We start from the raw sequence: 19,835 nt of genomic DNA on the forward strand, positions 1-19,835 counted from the left end.
TGCACGCTTTTCCCCTTGCGAATTGGACACCTATGTTGTATTATATAGCCGGTTCGCACTCTCATAATGAGAGTGCTAAATAATCAATGGAGGGTGAGGAATCCCTTGCCTTCTTGAACATACACACTAGGGAGAATTGAAGTATGTCAGTCAAGCTTCAACCATTAGGTGACCGTGTGGTAGTCAAGGGCCTGGCCCGTGAAGCAGTCACACGCAGCGGCATTGTATTGCCGGACACAGCAAAAGAGAAACCCCAGGAGGGTGAGATCCTGGCAGTTGGTTCCGGTAAAGTATTAGATAATGGTAAGCGCAGCGCCCTTGAAGTAGAAGTCGGGCAGCATGTATTGTTTGCCAAATATGCTGGTACCGAAGTCAAAATTGACGGCCAGGAGTATTTGATCCTCCGCGAGAGCGATATTATGGGTATTGTGGAATAGGTTGTCCAATTAGTTTGGTTGTATCAGAGGAGTGAATTTCGTGGCAAAACAAGTAATTTTTGATGAGCAAGCGCGTCATGCCCTCAAACGAGGTATGGATACGGTAGCGAATGCGGTCCGCGTCACAATTGGACCGAAGGGTCGCAATGTGGTGTTGGATAAAAAGTTTGGCTCGCCCACAATCACGAACGATGGTGTTAGCATCGCTCGCGAAATTGAGCTACCTGATGCATTTGAGAATATGGGTGCTCAGTTGTTGAAAGAGGCCGCTACCAAGACCAACGATGTGGCTGGTGATGGCACAACAACGGCAACCGTCCTGGCTCATGCTGTTGTCAACGAAGGCTTGAAGAATCTGGCTGCTGGCGCCAATCCAATGATCCTGCGCCATGGTTTGGAGAAGGGCGTCGAGGCTGTTATCGCTGAGATCAAATCCCAGGCCAAGCCCGTTGAGACCCAGGAAGAGATCGCCCAGGTGGCATCTATTTCCGCTGGTGATGCGGAGATCGGTAGCCTGATCGCTGAAGTAATGGAAAAAGTCGGTAAAGATGGCGTTATCACCGTCGAAGAGGGCCGTGGTATTACGACCGAGAAAGAGTATACCGAGGGTATGCAGTTCGACCGTGGCTATATCTCTCCCTACATGACCACAAATGCCGAGCATACCGTCGCCGAATTGAGCGATCCTTATATTCTCGTTACCGACAAGAAGATCAGCGCTATTGCTGACATCCTGCCAATCCTCGAAGCTGTTCTGCAAACCGGTCGCAAGGACCTGGTCATTATCTCTGAGGACATCGATGGCGAGGCTCTGGCGACCCTGGTCGTCAACAAAATGCGTGGTGCATTCAACGTGCTGGGTGTGAAGGCTCCTGGTTTCGGCGATCGCCGCGATGCTATGCTTGAGGATATCGCTATCCTGACTGGCGCGACCGTTATCACAGAGAAAGTCGGTCTCAAGCTTGAGAATGCTACCCTGCAAGATCTGGGTAGTGCTCGTACCGTTACGTCCAACAAAGAAGTCACCACCATCGTTGAGGGTGCTGGTTCCCATGAGGATATCCATGCCCGCGTTTCTCAGATCCGCATGTTGATCAACGAGACCACCAGCGATTATGACCGCGAAAAACTCCAGGAGCGCCTCGCCAAACTGGCTGGCGGTGTTGGTGTGATCCGCGTTGGTGCTGCAACCGAAGTTGAGATGAAAGAGAAGAAGCACCGCGTTGAGGATGCTCTCTCGGCCACACGGGCTGCTATTGAAGAGGGTATCGTCCCTGGTGGTGGTGCTGCTCTGGTTGGTGCGATCAAAGCTCTCGACACTGTCACAGCTCAAGCTGGCGACGAGGCTACTGGTGTGAACATCCTGCGCCGCGCGCTCGAAGAGCCCCTGCGTCAGATTGCTCACAACGCCGGTAAAGATGGTGCCGTGATTGTTGCTAACGTCCTCAATCACCCCCATGGCTTTGGCTTCAATGCTCTGACCAACGAATATGTTGACATGGTTAAAGCTGGTATCATCGATCCAGTGAAAGTGACCCGCTCGGCCCTGCAAAACGCAGTCAGCATTGCCAGCATGGTCCTTTCGACCGACACCCTGGTCAGCGACATCCCTGAGGAGAATCCAGCCCCTGCTGGCGGCGCTCCAGGAATGGGCGGCATGCCCGGCATGGGAATGATGTAATCCATTTCCCATAGTATGCAAACAGCCCACATTTCGGAGGCATCAACCTCTGGAATGTGGGCTGTTTCTGTTTTCCACTAGCCCATTTTTCTCCATATTCCATTTGCCAGGCGTCTGATATATATAATAGAGAAGTAAGGCTCAGGCAAGGCCAGAAGCCAGATTAGCCCGAGAACAATTTAAAAATAAGCGAAAAATAAGCGGTAATTAGAGCAGTATTGATATGCTAAAATAGCGACCAGAGTCATGTGTAGTACATGTGTGATAGCTACATTCATTTTCATATCGTCCAGGTTCACAATGAACCATTTGCGATAAAGCATAGAACAAATTAGACCTGCTGTATCCACCAGAAGGGTGGAGGCGAAAGGAGACCCGTTACGTCAGTTAATTTTCATGCTGAAACCATGCGTCAATCGTATGCGACCCGTCAGGCCACAGGAACCTGGAAAACCTTGATCAACAATATCGTTGATGTACAGGGCCGCACTATCGCGGATATTGGTTGTGGTGGTGGCATTTATGCTAAAGCCCTGGCCGATATGGGAGCCGCACAGATTACCTGTATTGATTCATCAGAGGTGATGCTCAGCGATGCTCAGAGCAAGCTGAAAGCCTTTAGCGGCGCTACCTTTGTCCTCGGCGACGCCTTACATACCAGCGCCGAAGATCATGCGTTTGATATCGTCCTCGAACGCGCCCTTATCCATCATATTCCTTCTGATGAGCTTGCAGCCTGTTTTGCTGAAGCCCATCGTATTCTCAAACCCGGTGGCCGACTGATTGTACAGGATCGCACGCCGGAAGATTGCTTGATCGCTGGTAGCCAGACCAATATTCGCGGCTACTTCTTTACCCGTTATCCCCGCCTGGCGAAGATTGAAGTTGAGCGTCGCCATGATAACGCCTCTGTCCTGGATGTATTACGCCAGGCTGGCTTCCGTTTTACCGAGAAGCGCCAGTTGTGGGAAACCAGACGTTTCTATGATAACTTCGTGGCTTTAGAGCAAGATCTAAAGGCGCGCACCGGCCGCTCAATCCTTCATGAGCTTACCGATGAAGAATTGAACGATCTTGTTGAATATATCCACCGTCAACTGGATGGGGATACGCAGACCATCGTTGAGCAGGATCGCTGGACCATCTGGAGCGCGATGCGTTAAAAAAAATCTCGCTCGTCAGTACATCCACACCGACGAACGAGATTCCCCCTGCGGGGGAGCTAACACATCGTGCCTACAGGTTATCGATCTGAACTGGCTCGACTGGTTCTGCTAGCTCGAAGTTGAAGACTTTGGAATAGAAGTAGAGTTCACCGTCTAGCGACCGTTTAATGTTCTCGGCGCGGCGGAAGCCATGTTGTTCCCCCTCAAAGGCTAGATAGGCCACCGGTAATTTCTTCGCCCGTAGCGCATTCACCATCAGTTCTGCCTGACTGGGCGGGACAATCTTATCATCCAATCCCTGGAAGAAGATGACGGGACAGGATAGCTTATCCGTGAAGTTGATTGCCGAACGTTCATAATAGAGATCCTTGCGCTCTGGATAAGGACCGATCAGGCCAAACAGATAGCGGGACTCGAACTTATGTGTGTCATAGACAAAGACATTGAGATCGCTGACACCAAAATGGCTGGCACCAGCCTTAAAGGTATCAGTGAATGTCAGAGCACATAAAGTGGTATAGCCGCCCGCGCTACCACCCTGGATTGTCAGACGGTTGGGATCGGCCAGTCCCTTGTTTACCAGATATTTGGCTGCGTTGACGCAATCCTCAACATCCACAATACCCCATTGACCTTTTAAGCGATCACGATAGGCACGCCCATAGCCGCTGCTACCGCCATAATTCACATCCACCACCGCGAAACCGTGACTGGTCCAGAATTGTGTACTCAAGTACAAATTCTTGGATGCGGAGCTGGTAGGACCGCCATGGCTGATGACCAGCAGTGGCGGAAAATCGCCCTCGGGAGCCTGGAAATCAGCATTTTTGGGAGGATAATAATAGGCGTAGGCCGTCAAATCGTGGGCGGTCGGGAACTCAATCAATTGCGCCTCAGAGATATAGCTGGCATCGATTGCAGCCTTCTGTGAGCGACGTAGCACCTCAATCTTATTCGTTGCGACATCCAGCCGTGCCACACAGGTTTCGCTGGTTGGTGATGCTGCCAGGAAGGCCACCTGCTGCTTGTTTGCCACGATCTGGGCATGCGAGCTAAAGGGAGACTCAATTGCTGTCAACTCACCTGTCTTCGTATTCAAGAAGGCAAAGCCGCTCTCTTTAGGACCGCCATAGGAGCAAACGATGCGCTCAGGCGAAACAAAGGCATAGGTAGACATGCCAAAGACCCATTGTGGTGTGCCAAACTCGGCCTCTTTGGGACAGACCGCCTCGATCTCATCGTGCTGGAAGCGATAGAGATTCCACCAGTTCGAGCGATCCGATGTGAAGTACAGCACATTATCTGGCGACCAGGACGGCTCGAAGATCGACTCCTCAGTCCCACCAGCTACGCGTCGTGCGCCATGGATATTGCCAATATCATCCAGATCGGCGACCCATAATTCGCAGCCGTCCCACGGCATATTGGGATGATTCCAGGTGAGCCAGGACAACTTTATACCATCGGAGCTGACACGTGGAGTTGAATAGAAGTCATTGCCTGATTGCAGGACCTGTATTTGTCCATCGATGGCCGAACCATCCAGCGGAATCGCTACCAGCGAATTAACCGCCTCACGTTCCTTATTGCTATGATCCTCACAGACACAAATCAGGCGGTTGCGCTGCTGATCGACCACCATATCCGCATAGCGGCGCTCATTTGCGGGAGTCAAAGGTACCGGCTCGTGATCCTTCTCTTGCTTATAGAGACGCTGATCCGAGAAATTTGAGAAATAGACCGTACCAAAATGTACCACAAAATCGCCCCCGCCATACTCATGGACACGCGTGCGCGCATTAAACGGCTGAGGATTGATATCTGTCAGCGTTCCATCGGGTGAGCGCCGTACGATAACATTGCGGCCCCCTTCAGATGGGCGACCCTCAATCCAATAGACATCCTCGCCTTCCAGGGCCACCAGGCCCAGGCGAATTGTCTCCCCGACAATCAAATCAGTCGTCACTGGCGATTTCCAGGACCCATAAGGTCTTACTTGTAGCTTCCCCATTGCTCTCCTCTTTCCGCAATTACAAGTACAATCTTCATCATCATGATCTTATTGAATGGCCAAGATCATAGATATAGATATGGGATAATTTCCTCAAAGTAAGCACAATTTTTCCATGTTACGAGCATTTGCGCCATACTGCAAGGCACTGCCCATTTCATTATAGCACCTGTTATGAGCGTCGACTTATGGCATTGCTCTCTTCATTTAATGTGCTGGATGTGGTTGGGAATTGGGTTTCAATCACATCCATAAAACGAAACCTGTTTCCGTGTGCCCGACCGGCCCATGGCTGGATAGGTGTTTTCCCTGTTCTCTTGTCTTATCTTGAAATAAGACGAGCGATCAGGAAAGCCGCCGCCGCTGCGAGTCCGCCAATCAGTGCTGTTTGTATGGAACTTCTGAAAGGTTTTGTGCCAGTAAAACGACCTTTGACATATCCGAAAATGAGTAGCGCGAGTAGCGTTGCAACGACCGATATCTGTAAAGCGGTGGATGCTGGTGAGAATAAGAAGTAGGGACTGAGTGGAATTAAGCCTCCGACGATATAGGATGCGGCAATGGTCAGGGCACTTGTAAGCGCACGTTTCGGATCGGGTTTTTCAAGCCCCAGTTCAAAGCGCATCATAAAATCAATCCATGCCTCGGGATGCTTGCTCAATGCTTCTACAATGGGAGCACTTTCTTGTTGCGAGAGACCATAGGAGATGAAAATATCCATCACCTCGGCTTTCTCGGCATCCGCTTTCTCGTTGATTTCTTGCTGTTCACGCAGACGCTCACTCGTATAATGCTCCGCATCGCTGCGAGCCGCCAGATAGCCTCCCAATCCCATTGCGATAGAACCAGCCGCTATTTCAGCCAGTCCAGCCGTAAGGATGATGGAGGTCGAACTCACAGCCCCGGAGAGTCCGGCAGCCAGCGCAAACGGAACCGTTAGCCCATCTGACATTCCAATCACGATGTCTCGAATGGTCTCTCCAGCCGTAAAATGTCGTTCGACATGTGGTGTTTGTGGCATAAACTCTTCTTTCCCTTCGTTGTTCGCCTTCGCTTCAAATGAGGAGGTGTTACTATATTTCTCATACCGTTAGCAATGAGGGCCTGGATATTTGCGGCCCTCCTGAAAAGTCACGAAAGAGAGAGGAAGTGCGCTCCATTTATAGTAGCTCACTCCCTCTCTTGTTTTTTTGCTTGCTCGTTTGTTTGCCTGTTTACCTCATCAGTTGTTGCGCGGCCTGCTGGATAGTGGGTAGCCAGAAGGGAAGAATTATTCCGACGACGAGGGTACCCAGGGCGGCAATACCTAGCGCGAGCCAGGACATCCATTCCAGTTCACGGGTTGGTTCTGGTTCGCTGGTCCTAATCACAGGAGAGGTAACCTTTGTAGGGAGGGGCCGTTCCGCTACCGCTGTGACACTACTAGCCGCCGGTACGGCGTTGCGTATGGGACGACGTGTTGGTGTGACAGGGACCTCTGGCCGTGCTGTGCCATAGCTCTCTCCACGTCCTGTGCCACGTATTCCTTCACGACCCTCCATAAACATGGTGGCGATGAAGCGCAGGTAGTAGTAGATGCCAAGTACGCTGGCGAGGATACCGATGATCAATAGTTCGGGATGTCCTCCCACGAGCGCGGCATAGAAGAGGTAGTATTTCCCGGCGAAGCCGACCATCGGCGGGAAGCCTGCCAGGGCCAGCAGGAAGAAGGCTAGCAGTCCGGCCAGCCAGGGATTCCGATACCAGAGTCCTCGTAGTTCGGCCAGTTCGTAGCCGGAGTTGTCCCGCCGTTCGAGCAGCGAGATGACCCCGAAGGCTCCGATATTCATGAATAGATAGCAGGAGAGATAGAACAGGATCGCTGAGGCTCCAATGTGCCGCTGGCCCGCTCCACTGACGACGATGCCGATCAGCAGATATCCCCCATGCGCGATGCTCGAATAGGCTAGCATTCGTTTGATATTGCTCTGTCCCAGGGCCATCAGGTTGCCGGCTACGATGGTCAGGACCGCGATGCCCCACACAACCGGCATCCAATCATTCTGTACACTTGAAAGCATAAAGCCGAAGACGCGTACAAATGCCAGCAGGGCGGCCACCTTGGTTCCAATTGACATAAATGCCGTCACAGGAGCAGGTGCACCCTGATAGACATCCGGCGTCCAGGATTGGAAGGGAACAGCTGAGACTTTGAAGGCAAAGCCTACCGTGAGCAGCGCCATACCTGTCAGTAACAGTAGTGGCGCATGTCCATGACTGTGTGTGGCGACAAAGCTCTGGATATCGATAAAGCTAGTGTGTCCGGTAGCGGCATAGATCAGCGAGATGCCATAGAGCAGGAAGGCCGAGGCAAATGAGCTGAGCAGGAAGTATTTCATACCCGCTTCTTGCGAGGTCGGGCGCTGATCAATAAAGCTGCACAGGATATATAATGCGAGCGAGAATATCTCCAGGCCGACAAAGACAATCGCAAAGTTGGTCGCGCCCGCCATCAAGAGCATGCCGGTCATCGCCAGCAACATCAGGGCGTAATATTCGCCCTGATGGACCAGATTGAGCCGCTTCAGATACGCAGGCGAGAGTAAGACACCCAAGCCACCCGCGATCAAAATGATCAGGTAAGCGTACAGCGTCCCGTTATCCGAGCCGATCATATTGTTGAAGGCCGAGGCTGGATGCTCGATGAAGAAGAGTGCTATTGTCACAGCCAGAGCTAATAAGACCCCGACCAGGGCCACGATGGGTAGGACCGCGAAGTTGGCGGGGCCGCTATGTTTCGAGCGTTTGCCCGCATGTGGTAGCAGCAGATCGACGGACATCGTGAGCAGCACCATCAGCACCAGCACGACAATCGGCGCGATCCCCAGCCAATCCTGGGGACTGACTGAATAGGTAAATGTCATAGCAAGCCCCCTCTATCTGGCGAAAGCATTGCCCAGTACCTGCATTGTATTTATGAGCGAGGGATTAATCACCCCGGCGATAAAGGCAGGCTGGATGCCGATGTAAAAGATGAATAACAGTAGTGGCGCAACCACCCAGAATTCTTTCCAACTGATATCGCGCAAACTCCCTTTGCGGATGCTCGCTGTAACAACTCCATCCTGCCTGGGACTTCCCCACATGATACCAATAAAGAAGCGCAGCATATACCACGCCGCCGGAACCACCACTAGCGTTCCCAGTACTCCCAGGGTAACATTGGAGCGGAAGACGCCCAGTAAGGAGAGGAACTCGCCGGTAAATCCATTCAACCCCGGCAGGCCCAATGACGAGAGGGCTGCAATGCCCATTGCCACCGCCAGCCAGGGAATACGTGCCGCCAGACCACCGTAATCGCTCAGGCGTCGTGTGTTAGTACGGTATTCCAGGAAGCCTGCCAGCAGGAACAGGGCCGCAGTCGTGATACCATGATTGACCATTTGCAGGACCGCGCCGCCCATGCCTTGAGCGTTGAACGAGAACAATCCCAGCATGATCACGCCCAGATGGCTGATACTGGAATATCCCAGTAGCCGCTTGAGATCCGTCTGGGTCAGTGCCAGCACCGCACAGTAGAGAATGCCAACCACCGCCAGGGTATTAAAGAGCGGTGCCAGCGTCTGAACTGCCTGTGGGAAGAGTGGAATACAGAGGCGTAGGAAGCCGTAGATACCTGTCTTCGACATTGCCCCGGCCAACAGGGCAGTGACCGGCGCAGGAGCCTCGCTATACGCGTCTGGAAGCCAGCTATGGAAGGGTATCAGTGGCACCTTGACTGCGAAGGCCGCCGCGAAGGCTAACAATAACCAGGTCTGGATATCGCTACCCAGCACGCCGCGACAACTGCTGGCTGTATTCAATAACTGTGAGAGTTCCAATGTATAGCCACAGTTAACGCCAGCCGCTAATTGATGATAATAGCCGAGCGCGATAATCCCGACCAGCATCAAGAAGCTACCAACGGAGGTATAAATGACAAACTTTAAGGCTGCATAGATACGCCGCTCGCCGCCCCAGGTTCCCAGTAGGAAGTACGCCGGAATCAGCATGACCTCCCAGAAGATATAGAACAGGAAGAGGTTGCTGGCGAGAAAGACGCCCAGCATGCCGCTTTCCAGCAGCAGCATAAACGCCATATAGTTCTTGATTTTGCGTTCGATACGGAACGAGGCTGCGATACAGACCGTCGTCAGCAGTGCCGTCAGTGCTACCAGTACCAGACTGATACCATCCACACTCAGGCTATAATTGATACCCAGCGACGGGAGCCAGGACCAGCTTTCGCTGAGGTATGAAGAGCTAAAGATGCTGATCGTGTGCTGGAGATAGGTCAGGATCAGCACGATAACCAGCACTAATTCCACCAGAGCCAGCGTTAGGGCTGTCCAGCGCAGAGCCGTCACGCGCTCACGCGGGAAGAAGAGCAGAGCCAATCCTCCCAATAGAGGAAAGGTGATGACCGCTGAGAGAAAAAACATAGCCGCTACCCCCTCATCGCATAATAGACAACAATCACGACCACGCCAAAGAGAATCCCCAGCGCGTAGTTGCGCATATAGCCGGTCTGTACCCGGCGTATTACAGCGCTACTGCCATGGAACACCATAGAGATACCACGGCTTCCGCCATCCAGCACATCCCCTTCCAGATAGCGTGTCAGGCCGCGTCCCAGTGCTAGAATTGGTGTAACCAGCACCGCGTTCAGTGCCTCATCGACATAATATTTGTGGAAGACCAGTTGATAGAGGGGATTACCCTGCATCTGGGTTTTATAGCCAAATCCCTTGCCATAGAAGCGCCAGGCCAGACCGATCCCCAATACGCCAGCCAGCAGGCTCAGGCCAGTTGAGATCCACGCTAATCCCAGTGGCAAGTCGGCTGCGTGGGCATGCAGACCGGATGGCAAGAAGCTCGTCAATGGTGACCAGCCCGGAAGGCCAAAGAGCGCCAGCGAACCGATAAAGCCACCCACTACCGAGAGTACCGCCAGGATAATCAGCGGTGTTGACATCACCCGTGGAACCTCGTGGATTGCGCTATAGCGGATGTGTACAGTATGCTGATGACCGGCGGCTGTTACCAGCGTATTCTCATCTTTTGCCTCATTGACTTCCGCATTATGTTCCGCCGCCGTGGCCGTTTCGCCACGATAGCTACCGGCGAAGATACCGAAGAAGAGGCGGAACATATAGAAGGCAGTTAAGCCAGCCGTGACGATTCCGATGATCCACAATACGTAGTACCAGACGTTCCCGCTCGCCGTGGCCTGAGCCAGTACCGAGCCTAGAATCTCATCCTTACTCCAGAAGCCAGCCAGCGGAATGATGCCGCTGATCGCCAGGGCACCAATCAAGAAGGTTACTCCGGTAATCCGTAAGCGGCCCCATAAGCCGCCCATCTTACGCATATCCTGCTCGCCGCCCAGGGCATGGATGATGGCACCCGCGCCCAGGAAGAGGAGCGCCTTGAAGAAGGCATGCGTGACCAGATGGAAGATACCACCGGCATAGTTGTGGACACCCTCAGCCATAAACATATAGCCCAACTGACTGATCGTCGAATAGGCCAGCACACGCTTGATATCGAGTTGGACCAGCGCGATGCTGGCCGCATATAATGCCGTGACGCCACCGATACCGGCAACCACTGCTAATGCTACGCTCGATTGCTCAAACAACGGTGAGGTACGCGCCACCAGATAGACACCTGCTGTAACCATCGTGGCGGCATGGATCAAGGCGCTGACAGGGGTGGGACCTTCCATGGCGTCCGGCAACCACATATAGAGCGGCAACTGGGCAGATTTAGCGGCACAAGCCACAAAGAGCAGCAGACAGATAGCTGTGGCGGTTCCGCCGCTAAATGTATGGGCCAACACGCTACCGTAGTCCAGATGACCACTCTGCGCGAAGATCAGGAAGATCGCCAGCATCAAGCCCAGATCGCCAATAATGTTGATCACAAAGGCTTTCTGTGCCGCCGCCACCGCCGACCGCCGCTGGTACCAGAAGCCGATCAGTAGATAAGATGCCAGACCAACTAATCCCCAACCGACTAACAAGAAAAGGAAGGTATCCGCGATGACCAGCAGGACCATCGCGAAAATAAAGAAGTTCAGATAGGCAAAGAAACGCCAGAGACCTGGATCATCCGCCATATAGCCTGCTGAATAGATATGGATCAGCAAGCCGACGCCGGTTACCACAAGTAGCATCGTCATCGAGAGTGGATCGAGCAGGGCTCCAAAGTCCAGTGAAAATGTCCCGGCGCTGATCCAATGATAGATGACGCTATCGTTACTCCGTTGCGCGGCGGAGGTACTCAGCATATTGATAAAGTTTACGGCGGCAAGGAGAAAGGCTAGCCCGCAGGCACCCCAGCCAATCGTCAGGATTGCCGTCCTCGGCATGAACCTGCCCATCAGGCCCAGGATTATAAATCCGAGCAAAGGGAGCACGAGCACCCATAGACTTAGATTCGTCATAGCTAGCCTCGCAGTACGTTCATCTCGTCAACATCGATGTTGTGGCGCGTACGGAAAATGGAGACGATCAAAGCCAGCCCGACGACAACTTCAGCGGCGGCGACCGTCAGTACCAGAAATACGAACATCTGCCCGTCGACAGAGTCCAGAAAATGGGATAACGCCACAAACGATAGATTGACTGCATTTAACATAAGTTCAATGGACATAAAAATGATCAGTGGGTTGCGTCGAATTAACACACCGATGACTCCGATGGTGAATATGACCGCGCTCACTATCAAATAAGCCGTTAATGGCATAATAATCTCCCTTATGCTGGTAACTAGTTCGTGCGGCGACCAAACACCAGCGCGCCCAATATCGCTACCACAATCAACAAACTCGTGACTTCGAAGGGAAAGAGAAAGCCGTGAAAGAGCGCCATGCCAAATGCCTGGGTATCTCCTTGATAGGTGGTAATCGCTTGCTTCAGGCTCTCGGCATGAGATGCGGTCGTGCCAGTCACCTGAGCACCTGTGAAAAGGAGATAGCTCAGAGCAGCCACCAGGATCAATCCTAGCAAGCCGCCGACCATACGCTGCCACGGAATCTGATTTCGTAGCGCCAACTCGTCTTGATCGGATGCCAGCATCGTGACCACAAACAGAAAGAGCACCATAATGGCACCGGCATAGATCAAAATCTGGACTACTGCGATAAACATGGCCTGCAATTGGAGATAGAACAGGGCCAGAAAGAGCAGCGTTAAAATCAAGCTCAACGCGCTATGGATCGCGTTCTTAAAGGCGATCACGCCGATAGCGGTGGCAACCGTCGCCACCGCCAGGACCACAAACGAGACAATTTCGAATGTCATTTTAGTACTTCCTCAACTACCCCTGAGCGGTCAGCCATTGCTCTACTCCGCCATACCGCTGAGAGGGGAAGGATGTTCTTCGTTCTTATGAATTGAGCTTGCGCCGATCCTCATCCTGATCTGCATTGAGCAGCAGGTTCGGGCGTTCAACCTCGATATTGCCCAGTCCCACAGCAGCCGAACTGGCACGCGAACCATCAAACACATGCGAATCCTGCGGAATGGGCTGTGCCGCCTCGGCTGGTGCCGGATCAGCCCAGACTTCGTTTGATCCAACAGTCGCTGATCCTTTGGCCTCTAGCAGTTGCTCTTTGTGATAGATCAGATCTTCGGGATAATAGGAGGCGAGCTTATATTCTTTCTCCAACGTGATTGCGCCTGTAGGACAGGCGGCCTGACAATAGCCGCAGAAGATACAGCGCAGCATATTCACGTCAAAGACTCTGGCGTAGCGCTCACCCGGTGAGACCGATTTCTCTTCGGTATTCTCGTCTGCCTCAATGTAGATTGCATTGGCGGGACAGGCACCGGCACAGAGGTAACAGCCGACGCACCGCTCCATATCATTCTCATAGCGGTGCAGGACATGCCGTCCACGGAAACGCGCCGGTAATGTTCGCTCTTCCTCTGGATAGGAAATGGTGGTTGGCTTGCGGCCCATATTCTTCAGTGTGGTCGCCATGCCTTTTACAATATCGAAAGACATATGTTTGCTCCTTACACCTGTACCGTATTTGAGTTCCGCGCTAGCGGAGGTTGACTGACGGAAGGGGCGCTATCCTCATCCTGTTCCAACTCTGGTTCCTGTTCATAGGTGACCAGCCGTACCGAATGAGGCAGCACAGGCTTGCCTGTTTCCACTTCCGAGAAATGCGTCCCCTCCAGGATGCCTTGACGGCGGATCGCGAACAGCATCACTACCACTACCAGCAAGCCAGCCACACCGCTGATCCACCAGAAGCGATCGCCACCCAGGGCGACCGTACAGGCGGTAATCACGATATTCAGTGCCGCCAGGGGTAGCAATACCTGCCAGCCAAAGCGCATCAGGCGATCATAGCGAATGCGTGGCAGCGTGGCGCGCAACCAGATGAAGAGGAAGAGGAAAAAGGCGACCTTGATCATAAAGATCACAATTGAGAGTATCGGGATACCATCCGTCAGTCCAAAGAGGCTCCAGCCGCCAAAGAAGAGCGTCGAGGCCACCGCGCTGACCGTGATCATATTGATGTATTCGGCCATCTGGAAGAGGCTCCAACGCAGACCGGCGTATTCGGTTAGATAGCCAGCGGTCAACTCCTGTTCGGCTTCAGGCAGATCAAAGGGGGCACGATTGACCTCGGCGACGGCGGCGATGATATAGATCACAAAGCCCAGAGGCTGTGCGCAGATATACCAGATGCCCATATCCAATTGCCGATGGACAATTGTCACCATACTCAGGGAGCCAGCCCACATCAGCACACCGCTCAAAGCTAATCCCAGACTGGTCTCATAGGAAACCATCTGTGCCGCGCTACGTAACGCGCCCAGCAGGGAATAGCGATTGCCTGATGACCAGCCTCCGAGCACGATACCATAGACCGAGAGCGACGAGATCGAGAGAATCCACAGCAGGCCGACATTGATATCGCCAATAAAAGGGTCCCAGATGCTATGTACCCCTGAATTGGCGCTCCAATTATTGCCAATTGGTACCACAGCAAACGCGCACAGGGCAACCACCACCGAAATCACCGGAGCTAACACATAGATGCCGGCGCGAGCCTGACTGGGAATCATCTGTTCTTTAAACATCATTTTCAGCGCATCCGCAACAGGCTGAAACAATCCCATGGGCCCAGCACGATTGGGTCCCAGGCGGCCCTGGATCTTTGCTACGACACGCCGCTCAATCAATGTCATATAAGCGAACGCCGTGAGCAGGATCACAATGAGTAGCGCGCCCTTGACAACCGTGGCGACGATCAGGGCCACGGTTGGATTATTCATAAAATCAAACATGAGCAGCCTCCTGCTCTTCCAGTGAACGCACGCCCTGCGCACCGAGCTCTTCCCAGGTCAGGCCTGCATAGAAAGGATTCTGTCCGGCAATCTCTAACAGAATGTCGCCTGGATGCGTATAATCCCATTCCGCGCCCAGATAGCGAGCCAGTGCGGTCAGGATCTCCCAGTCGGCACGTGCCCCTGGCAGCGGTCGCAAGGCGCGGTGGATAGCTTGTACATGATGATCTACATTGGTCATACTGCCATCTTTTTCAGCGAAGGAGACGGCTGGTAGCACCACATCCGCCTGCTGCGCCGTTTCGCTGAGCAATAAATCTTGAACAACCAGCAGTTCCAATCCTGACGAGAGTTTGCCGTCAGCCACATGTCGGGCGGGATTTGCTCCCATCACGAGCAGTGCTTTGACCTGTGAATTGCTGAGTATCTCGTTATAATCCAGACCAGGCTCGGCGAGTGCCTGATAGCCGGGCAAGGAATCGGGAAGTAGTCCCATATCGCGCGCACCCAGCGAGTTGGCATCTTCAAACAGCGGTCCCACGCCCGCACCGGGCCGATCAATTTGTCCCGTGAGAACCGCTATCGCCTGGAGATCGGCGGCCAGATCCTCATTGCCGGGTTCCAGTGTCGCCATTTCGTCATAGAGCAGTATCGCGCCCTGTGCGCCTACCAGTTCATCGGCCAGCGCCTGCAACTGTGTGGTCATGCGCGCACCGAAAAGATCTTCTCCGGCGCGGATCACCTGATCTTCTCTTTGCAAGAGCGTGCGAATCTCCTCGTGTCCGGTTAAATCCACCTCGGGATTTTTCAATACCTGCTTGAGCATGATCTTGGCGGCCACTCCTGCTGAAGCGCCTTCCGGCACCGTCAACTTGAGCGTTGCCAGCCGATCCAGTTCAGTCTCAGCGGCGTTGATGATCGAGATCCGCGCCCCCTTGCGCAGCGCCTTTTTGATACGCAGATTGAGGATCGGCTGGCGTTGATAAGGATCGGAGGCTATCAGCACAATATGTGATGCTTGCTCGATATCTACAATACTATTCGTCATCATCCAGGGCTTGCCGGTCAGTTGATCGCGTGGACCCGGGAAATAGCCATGCTGATGATCGACATTGTTGCTTCCCAGCACCTGACGCAGCAATTTCTGGAATAAATAGGCTTCCTCATTGGTGGTGCGTGTCGAGCCGATGCCCGCGATGGCCTGCGCACCATGCTGTGCCTTGATCTCTTTCAAGCGCGTGGCGATATAAGAGATCGCCTCATCCCAACTGGCAGCGCTCAACTGGCCGTTGCGGCGGATCAGCGGGGTACGCAGGCGTTGGGGATTATTGACATAGCCGAATTCCCAGCGGCCACGATTACATAGCCAGCCATCATCAATTGCATCATTATTGCGTGACATCAGACGTGTCACACGATCCACGCGGGTATCGATGCGTGCATTACAGCCTACGCTACAGTTATTGCAGACGCCAGGCGTATGCTTCAGTTCCCAGGGTCGTGCCTTAAAGCGATAGGTACTGGCCGTCAGTGCGCCCACAGGACAGATCTCGGTCGTATTGCCAGAGAAGACCGAGTCAAAGGCATGGCCGGGTGCGGTTCCCACCTCCATACGGAAGCCACGCGAGATCATCACCAGACCATTATCCATCGAGATCTCGGAGCTAAAGCGTGTGCAGCGCTGGCATAGGATACAGCGCTCACGATCCAGCAAAACATCATTACTCACCGGGATTGGCTTTTGATAATGGCGTTTATGCAGGTCAAAGCGTGTCTTGCCTGGACCATGCCGCAGCGTAAAATCCTGTAGATCGCACTCGCCTGCCTTATCGCAGATCGGGCAATCCAGTGGATGATTGAGCAAGAGAAATTCCAGCGTGCCCTGGCGCGCCTTCAGCACTTTCTCGGTCTTGGTATGTACCACCATACCCTCGGCTACCGGCGTGGTACACGATGTTTGTGGTGGTTTGGGAACCTTTTCAATCTCCACAAAGCACATGCGGCAGGCACCCAGCGGCGGCATCTTGGGATGATAACAATAGATGGGAATCTCAATACCCGCCTGCTGTGCAGCCGCCCATACCAGCGTTCCCGGAGGAACTTCTACTGGCATGCCATCAATGGTGAGATGGATTAATTCGTCTTTTTTCTCTTCAGGCATTTGCGAACTTCCTCTATTCTATCTGCTTCCGACGGCCTGGACCGTCTCGTGGGCCTGCTGTTTGCTTCCAGGACCGGTCAGACAATGACCATGGGTGACATGATACTCGAACTCCTCGCGGAACAGGCGGATACCGCTGGTAATGCAACTTGTCGCCGCATCGCCCAGGGGACAAAACGACTTGCCGGACACGTTGTCGCAGATATCCAGCAGCAGATCGATATCCCGCATCTCGCCATGACCATGTTCCAGGCGTTCCAGGATCTCCGTCATCCAGAAGGTTCCCTCGCGGCACGGCGTACACTTGCCGCACGACTCGTCGCGATAGAACTCACTCATTCGTGCGATAGCGCCTACAATACAGGTCTCATCCGAGATCACGATTACGCCTCCCGAACCAAGCATCGAGCCAGCGGCGGCAATAGATTCATAATCGAGGGGCGTATCAATTTTGTCCGCGCCCAGAATAAAGGTCGATGAGCCGCCTGGAATGACGGCTTTCAGCTCGCGATCTCCCAGGATACCGCCGCCATATGCCTCATCGTAGATCAGCGTACGCATCGGTACTCCCAGCGGCAATTCGTAATTGCCTGGATTTTTTACCTGTCCACTGAGGCAGAAGATACGCGTACCCTTACTCTTCTCGGTTCCAAACGAGGCATACCACTCGGCCCCGCCTGCCACTATTGCTGGCACCGTCGCCAGCGTCTCGCAGTTATTGATCACGGTCGGGCCGCCATACAGGCCGACCACTGCCGGAAAGGGCGGCTTCAATCTGGGATAGCCACGGCGGCCCTCCAGCGATTCCATCAAGGCGCTTTCCTCGCCACAGATATAGGCACCTGCGCCACGATGCACAATCACATCCAGGCTAAAATCGCTTCCTAGAATATTTGAGCCGAGCAGACCAGCCGCATAGGCCTCATCCACCGCCTTCTCAACCTGCTCGGCGGCCCTGGTTAATTCGCCCCGTACATAGATAAAGGCCGTCTGGACATGGCAGGCATAGCTTGTAATAATCACACCTTCAAGCAGGCGGTGTGGCATCCGTTCCATCAACACCCGATCCTTACAGGTACCTGGTTCGCTCTCGTCGCTATTGCAGCACAGATAGCGTGGCATATTGTTCTTGGCGAGAAAGCTCCACTTCAGACCCGTCGGAAAGCCCGCACCGCCGCGCCCGCGCAAACCAGAAACCTTCATCATCTCAACCAGCGCATCCGGCTGATACTCGCGCAGAGCTTTGGCGAGGGCCGTATAGCCACCGTACTGTTGATAGACCGCCAATGAATCTATACCAGGGACATCTAGATTTTTGGTAATAATCAGTTCTGGCATATGTCATATTTCCTTCGTGCGTGTGGGTCATTGCATTATTCAATTACACGCGTCTCTCAATGCCCAGTTCTTGATCCAACGCATCAATCAGCGCATCGGCCCGCTCGTTTGTCATGTGTTCATAAAACTCGCCATTGACCTGTAAGGCCGGGGCCGAGCTACACGCTGCGATACACTCCGCCGTCTTTAGCGAATAATTGCCATCGGGAGTTGTCTCGCCACGCTTGATTTGCAGGCGTTGTTCCAGATGTTCAACCAGCGCATCGCAATTGCGTAGATAGCAGGAAATACTGGTGCACACATGAATAATCTTTTTGCCCTGTGGACGCTGATAATACATCGTATAAAAAGTCGCGATGCTTTCCACATCATCGATGGTCAGATTAATTGCCTCCGCGACTGCCTGTAGCCCCTCGGCGGTGATATATCCCTCTTCCAGTTGCGCGATATGCAATGAAGGCATCACAGCGGAGCGCGCCACGGGATAGCGTGATGCCAGATCCCGCATACGCTGTTTGGCCTGTTCAGAAATCATCGATCCACCTCTCCTAAAATGATGTCGATACTCCCGATGCCCGCCACGACATCGGCCAGGAAACCGCCCTCAATCATGCGTGGCAAGACCTGTAAGTTTGCGAAAGAGGGTCCACGCACATGCATGCGATAGGGATGCGCACTCCCATCGCTGACAAGATAGACTGCCAGTTCGCCCTTGGGGGACTCGGTGCGCACAAAAGCCTCGCCGATGGGTGGTCGATAGCCTTCGGTGAACAGCTTAAAGTGATGGATCAACGCTTCCATGCTGCCTGTGATTTGCCATTTAGGAGGCGGGGTAATCTTAGGATTGCTGACACGATACGGACCTGTTGGCAGTCCTTCCAGCGCTTGATTGACAATCTTGAGGCTCTGTTCCATTTCCAGCATGCGTACCAGATAGCGATCAAAGACATCGCCATGTGAGCCTACCGGTATATCAAACTCAAAGCGCTCGTAGCCAGAATAGGGAAAGACCTTGCGGATATCCCAGACCACGCCGCTACCGCGCAGGACCGGGCCGGTCGCGCCATAAGCGATGGCATCATCCTTACTCAGCACACTGACATTCCTGGTACGTTCCAGCCAGAGCTGATTATTGGTGAGTAGATCGTGATATTCTTGTAAGCGCGCCGGAAAGATCGAGGTAAAGGCGCGTACTTTTTCATTAAAGCCAGGAGGGAGATCGGCCTGGAGTCCACCGGGACAGATATAGCTGGTCATCATGCGGACGCCAGAGATGTATTCAAAGATATCCAGGATCAGCTCACGTTCACGGAAACAATACAGAAAGGTACTCATCGCACCCAGATCCAGCGCATGTGTCCCGAGCCAGACCAGATGGCTGGCTATGCGCTGCAATTCCGCCAGGATCACGCGGGTATACTGAACCTTCTCGCTAATCTCATCCTCAATGCCCAACAGGCGTTCAACCGAGAGCGAATAGGCCAGATTATTGCTGAGTGGGGCCACATAATCCATACGATCTGTCAGCACCAGGGCCTGATGATAGCTCTTAGCCTCGGCGGTCTTCTCGATACCGGTATGGAGGAAGCCGATGTCGGGAATCGCCTTGATGACGGTTTCGCCCTCAATCGTCAGCAAGAGTCGCAACACGCCATGAGTACTCGGATGCTGCGGCCCCATATTGATCGTCATCGTATCCGCGTGCGGACCCT

The 19,835-nt window shown here is 53.4% G+C and carries 16 protein-coding genes; 3 read left to right on the top strand and 13 right to left on the bottom strand.

Going from position 1 to position 19,835, the window contains the following annotated elements:
* The first annotated feature begins 143 nt into the window (after positions 1-143).
* The 3 genes from groES (at position 144) to F1593_RS01460 (ending at position 3,281) form a co-directional block, all read left to right on the top strand.
* On the top strand, positions 144-437 hold the full coding sequence (groES, locus tag F1593_RS01450) for a co-chaperone GroES (RefSeq protein WP_149399602.1): 294 nt from the start codon (positions 144-146) through the stop codon (positions 435-437).
* A 40-nt stretch (positions 438-477) separates the two neighbouring features.
* Complete coding sequence (groL, locus tag F1593_RS01455) at positions 478-2,118, top strand: chaperonin GroEL (protein WP_149399604.1); 1,641 nt, start codon at positions 478-480, stop codon at positions 2,116-2,118.
* Between the two features lie 407 nt (positions 2,119-2,525).
* The gene (locus tag F1593_RS01460) at positions 2,526-3,281 is read left to right on the top strand and encodes a class I SAM-dependent methyltransferase (protein WP_149399606.1); all 756 of its coding nucleotides are present in this window, start codon (positions 2,526-2,528) and stop codon (positions 3,279-3,281) included.
* Between the two features lie 73 nt (positions 3,282-3,354).
* Here the strand turns inward: F1593_RS01460 and F1593_RS01465 are convergent, their stop codons facing one another.
* The 13 genes from F1593_RS01465 to nuoD all read right to left on the bottom strand — a co-directional run bounded on the left by F1593_RS01465 (position 3,355) and on the right by nuoD (position 19,815).
* The gene (locus F1593_RS01465) at positions 3,355-5,295 is read right to left on the bottom strand and encodes a S9 family peptidase (protein WP_149399608.1); all 1,941 of its coding nucleotides are present in this window, start codon (positions 5,293-5,295) and stop codon (positions 3,355-3,357) included.
* 322 nt (positions 5,296-5,617) lie between these two features.
* On the bottom strand, positions 5,618-6,316 hold the full coding sequence (locus tag F1593_RS01470; protein ID WP_149399610.1) for a VIT1/CCC1 transporter family protein: 699 nt from the start codon (positions 6,314-6,316) through the stop codon (positions 5,618-5,620).
* A gap of 193 nt (positions 6,317-6,509) precedes the next feature.
* A complete protein-coding gene (locus F1593_RS01475) occupies positions 6,510-8,198 on the bottom strand; it encodes an NADH-quinone oxidoreductase subunit N (RefSeq protein WP_149399612.1) in 1,689 nt (562 codons plus the stop codon).
* A gap of 12 nt (positions 8,199-8,210) precedes the next feature.
* Complete coding sequence (locus F1593_RS01480) at positions 8,211-9,755, bottom strand: complex I subunit 4 family protein (protein WP_149399614.1); 1,545 nt, start codon at positions 9,753-9,755, stop codon at positions 8,211-8,213.
* 5 nt (positions 9,756-9,760) lie between these two features.
* Positions 9,761-11,761 carry an NADH-quinone oxidoreductase subunit L gene (nuoL, locus tag F1593_RS01485; RefSeq protein WP_149399617.1) on the bottom strand — a complete coding sequence of 667 codons (2,001 nt, stop codon included), beginning with the start codon at positions 11,759-11,761 and terminating at the stop codon, positions 9,761-9,763.
* A gap of 2 nt (positions 11,762-11,763) precedes the next feature.
* A complete protein-coding gene (gene nuoK / locus F1593_RS01490) occupies positions 11,764-12,066 on the bottom strand; it encodes an NADH-quinone oxidoreductase subunit NuoK (protein ID WP_172631785.1) in 303 nt (100 codons plus the stop codon).
* A 20-nt stretch (positions 12,067-12,086) separates the two neighbouring features.
* Complete coding sequence (locus F1593_RS01495; RefSeq protein WP_149399619.1) at positions 12,087-12,620, bottom strand: NADH-quinone oxidoreductase subunit J family protein; 534 nt, start codon at positions 12,618-12,620, stop codon at positions 12,087-12,089.
* A gap of 85 nt (positions 12,621-12,705) precedes the next feature.
* The gene (gene nuoI / locus F1593_RS01500; protein WP_149399621.1) at positions 12,706-13,326 is read right to left on the bottom strand and encodes an NADH-quinone oxidoreductase subunit NuoI; all 621 of its coding nucleotides are present in this window, start codon (positions 13,324-13,326) and stop codon (positions 12,706-12,708) included.
* 11 nt (positions 13,327-13,337) lie between these two features.
* Positions 13,338-14,624, bottom strand: a complete 1,287-nt coding sequence (nuoH, locus tag F1593_RS01505; RefSeq protein WP_149399623.1) for an NADH-quinone oxidoreductase subunit NuoH — start codon at positions 14,622-14,624, stop codon at positions 13,338-13,340.
* On the bottom strand, positions 14,617-16,785 hold the full coding sequence (nuoG, locus tag F1593_RS01510; RefSeq protein ID WP_149399625.1) for an NADH-quinone oxidoreductase subunit NuoG: 2,169 nt from the start codon (positions 16,783-16,785) through the stop codon (positions 14,617-14,619). Before nuoG ends, nuoH begins: the two co-directional genes overlap by 8 nt.
* An 18-nt stretch (positions 16,786-16,803) precedes the next feature.
* Entirely contained in the window at positions 16,804-18,123 is a 1,320-nt protein-coding gene (nuoF, locus tag F1593_RS01515) for an NADH-quinone oxidoreductase subunit NuoF (RefSeq protein ID WP_149399627.1), read from the bottom strand.
* A 43-nt stretch (positions 18,124-18,166) separates the two neighbouring features.
* Entirely contained in the window at positions 18,167-18,658 is a 492-nt protein-coding gene (gene nuoE / locus F1593_RS01520) for an NADH-quinone oxidoreductase subunit NuoE (RefSeq protein ID WP_149399629.1), read from the bottom strand.
* Complete coding sequence (gene nuoD / locus F1593_RS01525) at positions 18,655-19,815, bottom strand: NADH dehydrogenase (quinone) subunit D (RefSeq protein ID WP_371873774.1); 1,161 nt, start codon at positions 19,813-19,815, stop codon at positions 18,655-18,657. The genes nuoE and nuoD overlap by 4 nt, the downstream gene beginning before the upstream one ends.
* Positions 19,816-19,835 lie beyond the last annotated feature (20 nt).

Origin of the sequence: Dictyobacter arantiisoli (assembly GCF_008326305.1) — a bacterium.
GTDB classification, from domain to species: domain Bacteria; phylum Chloroflexota; class Ktedonobacteria; order Ktedonobacterales; family Ktedonobacteraceae; genus Dictyobacter; species Dictyobacter arantiisoli.

Excerpts from the sequence above, each read along its gene's own strand:
- nuoE (WP_149399629.1), bottom strand. The coding sequence starts at position 18,658 with ATGATTTCTGAACAGGCCAAACAGCGTATGCGGGATCTGGCATCACGC.
- nuoL (WP_149399617.1), bottom strand. The coding sequence starts at position 11,761 with ATGACGAATCTAAGTCTATGGGTGCTCGTGCTCCCTTTGCTCGGATTT.
- nuoF (WP_149399627.1), bottom strand. The coding sequence starts at position 18,123 with ATGCCAGAACTGATTATTACCAAAAATCTAGATGTCCCTGGTATAGAT.
- F1593_RS01475 (WP_149399612.1), bottom strand. The coding sequence starts at position 8,198 with ATGACATTTACCTATTCAGTCAGTCCCCAGGATTGGCTGGGGATCGCG.
- nuoH (WP_149399623.1), bottom strand. The coding sequence starts at position 14,624 with ATGTTTGATTTTATGAATAATCCAACCGTGGCCCTGATCGTCGCCACG.
- nuoG (WP_149399625.1), bottom strand. The coding sequence starts at position 16,785 with ATGCCTGAAGAGAAAAAAGACGAATTAATCCATCTCACCATTGATGGC.
- nuoI (WP_149399621.1), bottom strand. The coding sequence starts at position 13,326 with ATGTCTTTCGATATTGTAAAAGGCATGGCGACCACACTGAAGAATATG.
- F1593_RS01460 (WP_149399606.1), top strand. The coding sequence starts at position 2,526 with ATGCGTCAATCGTATGCGACCCGTCAGGCCACAGGAACCTGGAAAACC.
- F1593_RS01470 (WP_149399610.1), bottom strand. The coding sequence starts at position 6,316 with ATGCCACAAACACCACATGTCGAACGACATTTTACGGCTGGAGAGACC.
- F1593_RS01480 (WP_149399614.1), bottom strand. The coding sequence starts at position 9,755 with ATGTTTTTTCTCTCAGCGGTCATCACCTTTCCTCTATTGGGAGGATTG.
- F1593_RS01465 (WP_149399608.1), bottom strand. The coding sequence starts at position 5,295 with ATGGGGAAGCTACAAGTAAGACCTTATGGGTCCTGGAAATCGCCAGTG.
- nuoD (WP_371873774.1), bottom strand. The coding sequence starts at position 19,815 with ATGACGATCAATATGGGGCCGCAGCATCCGAGTACTCATGGCGTGTTG.
- F1593_RS01495 (WP_149399619.1), bottom strand. The coding sequence starts at position 12,620 with ATGACATTCGAAATTGTCTCGTTTGTGGTCCTGGCGGTGGCGACGGTT.
- groES (WP_149399602.1), top strand. The coding sequence starts at position 144 with ATGTCAGTCAAGCTTCAACCATTAGGTGACCGTGTGGTAGTCAAGGGC.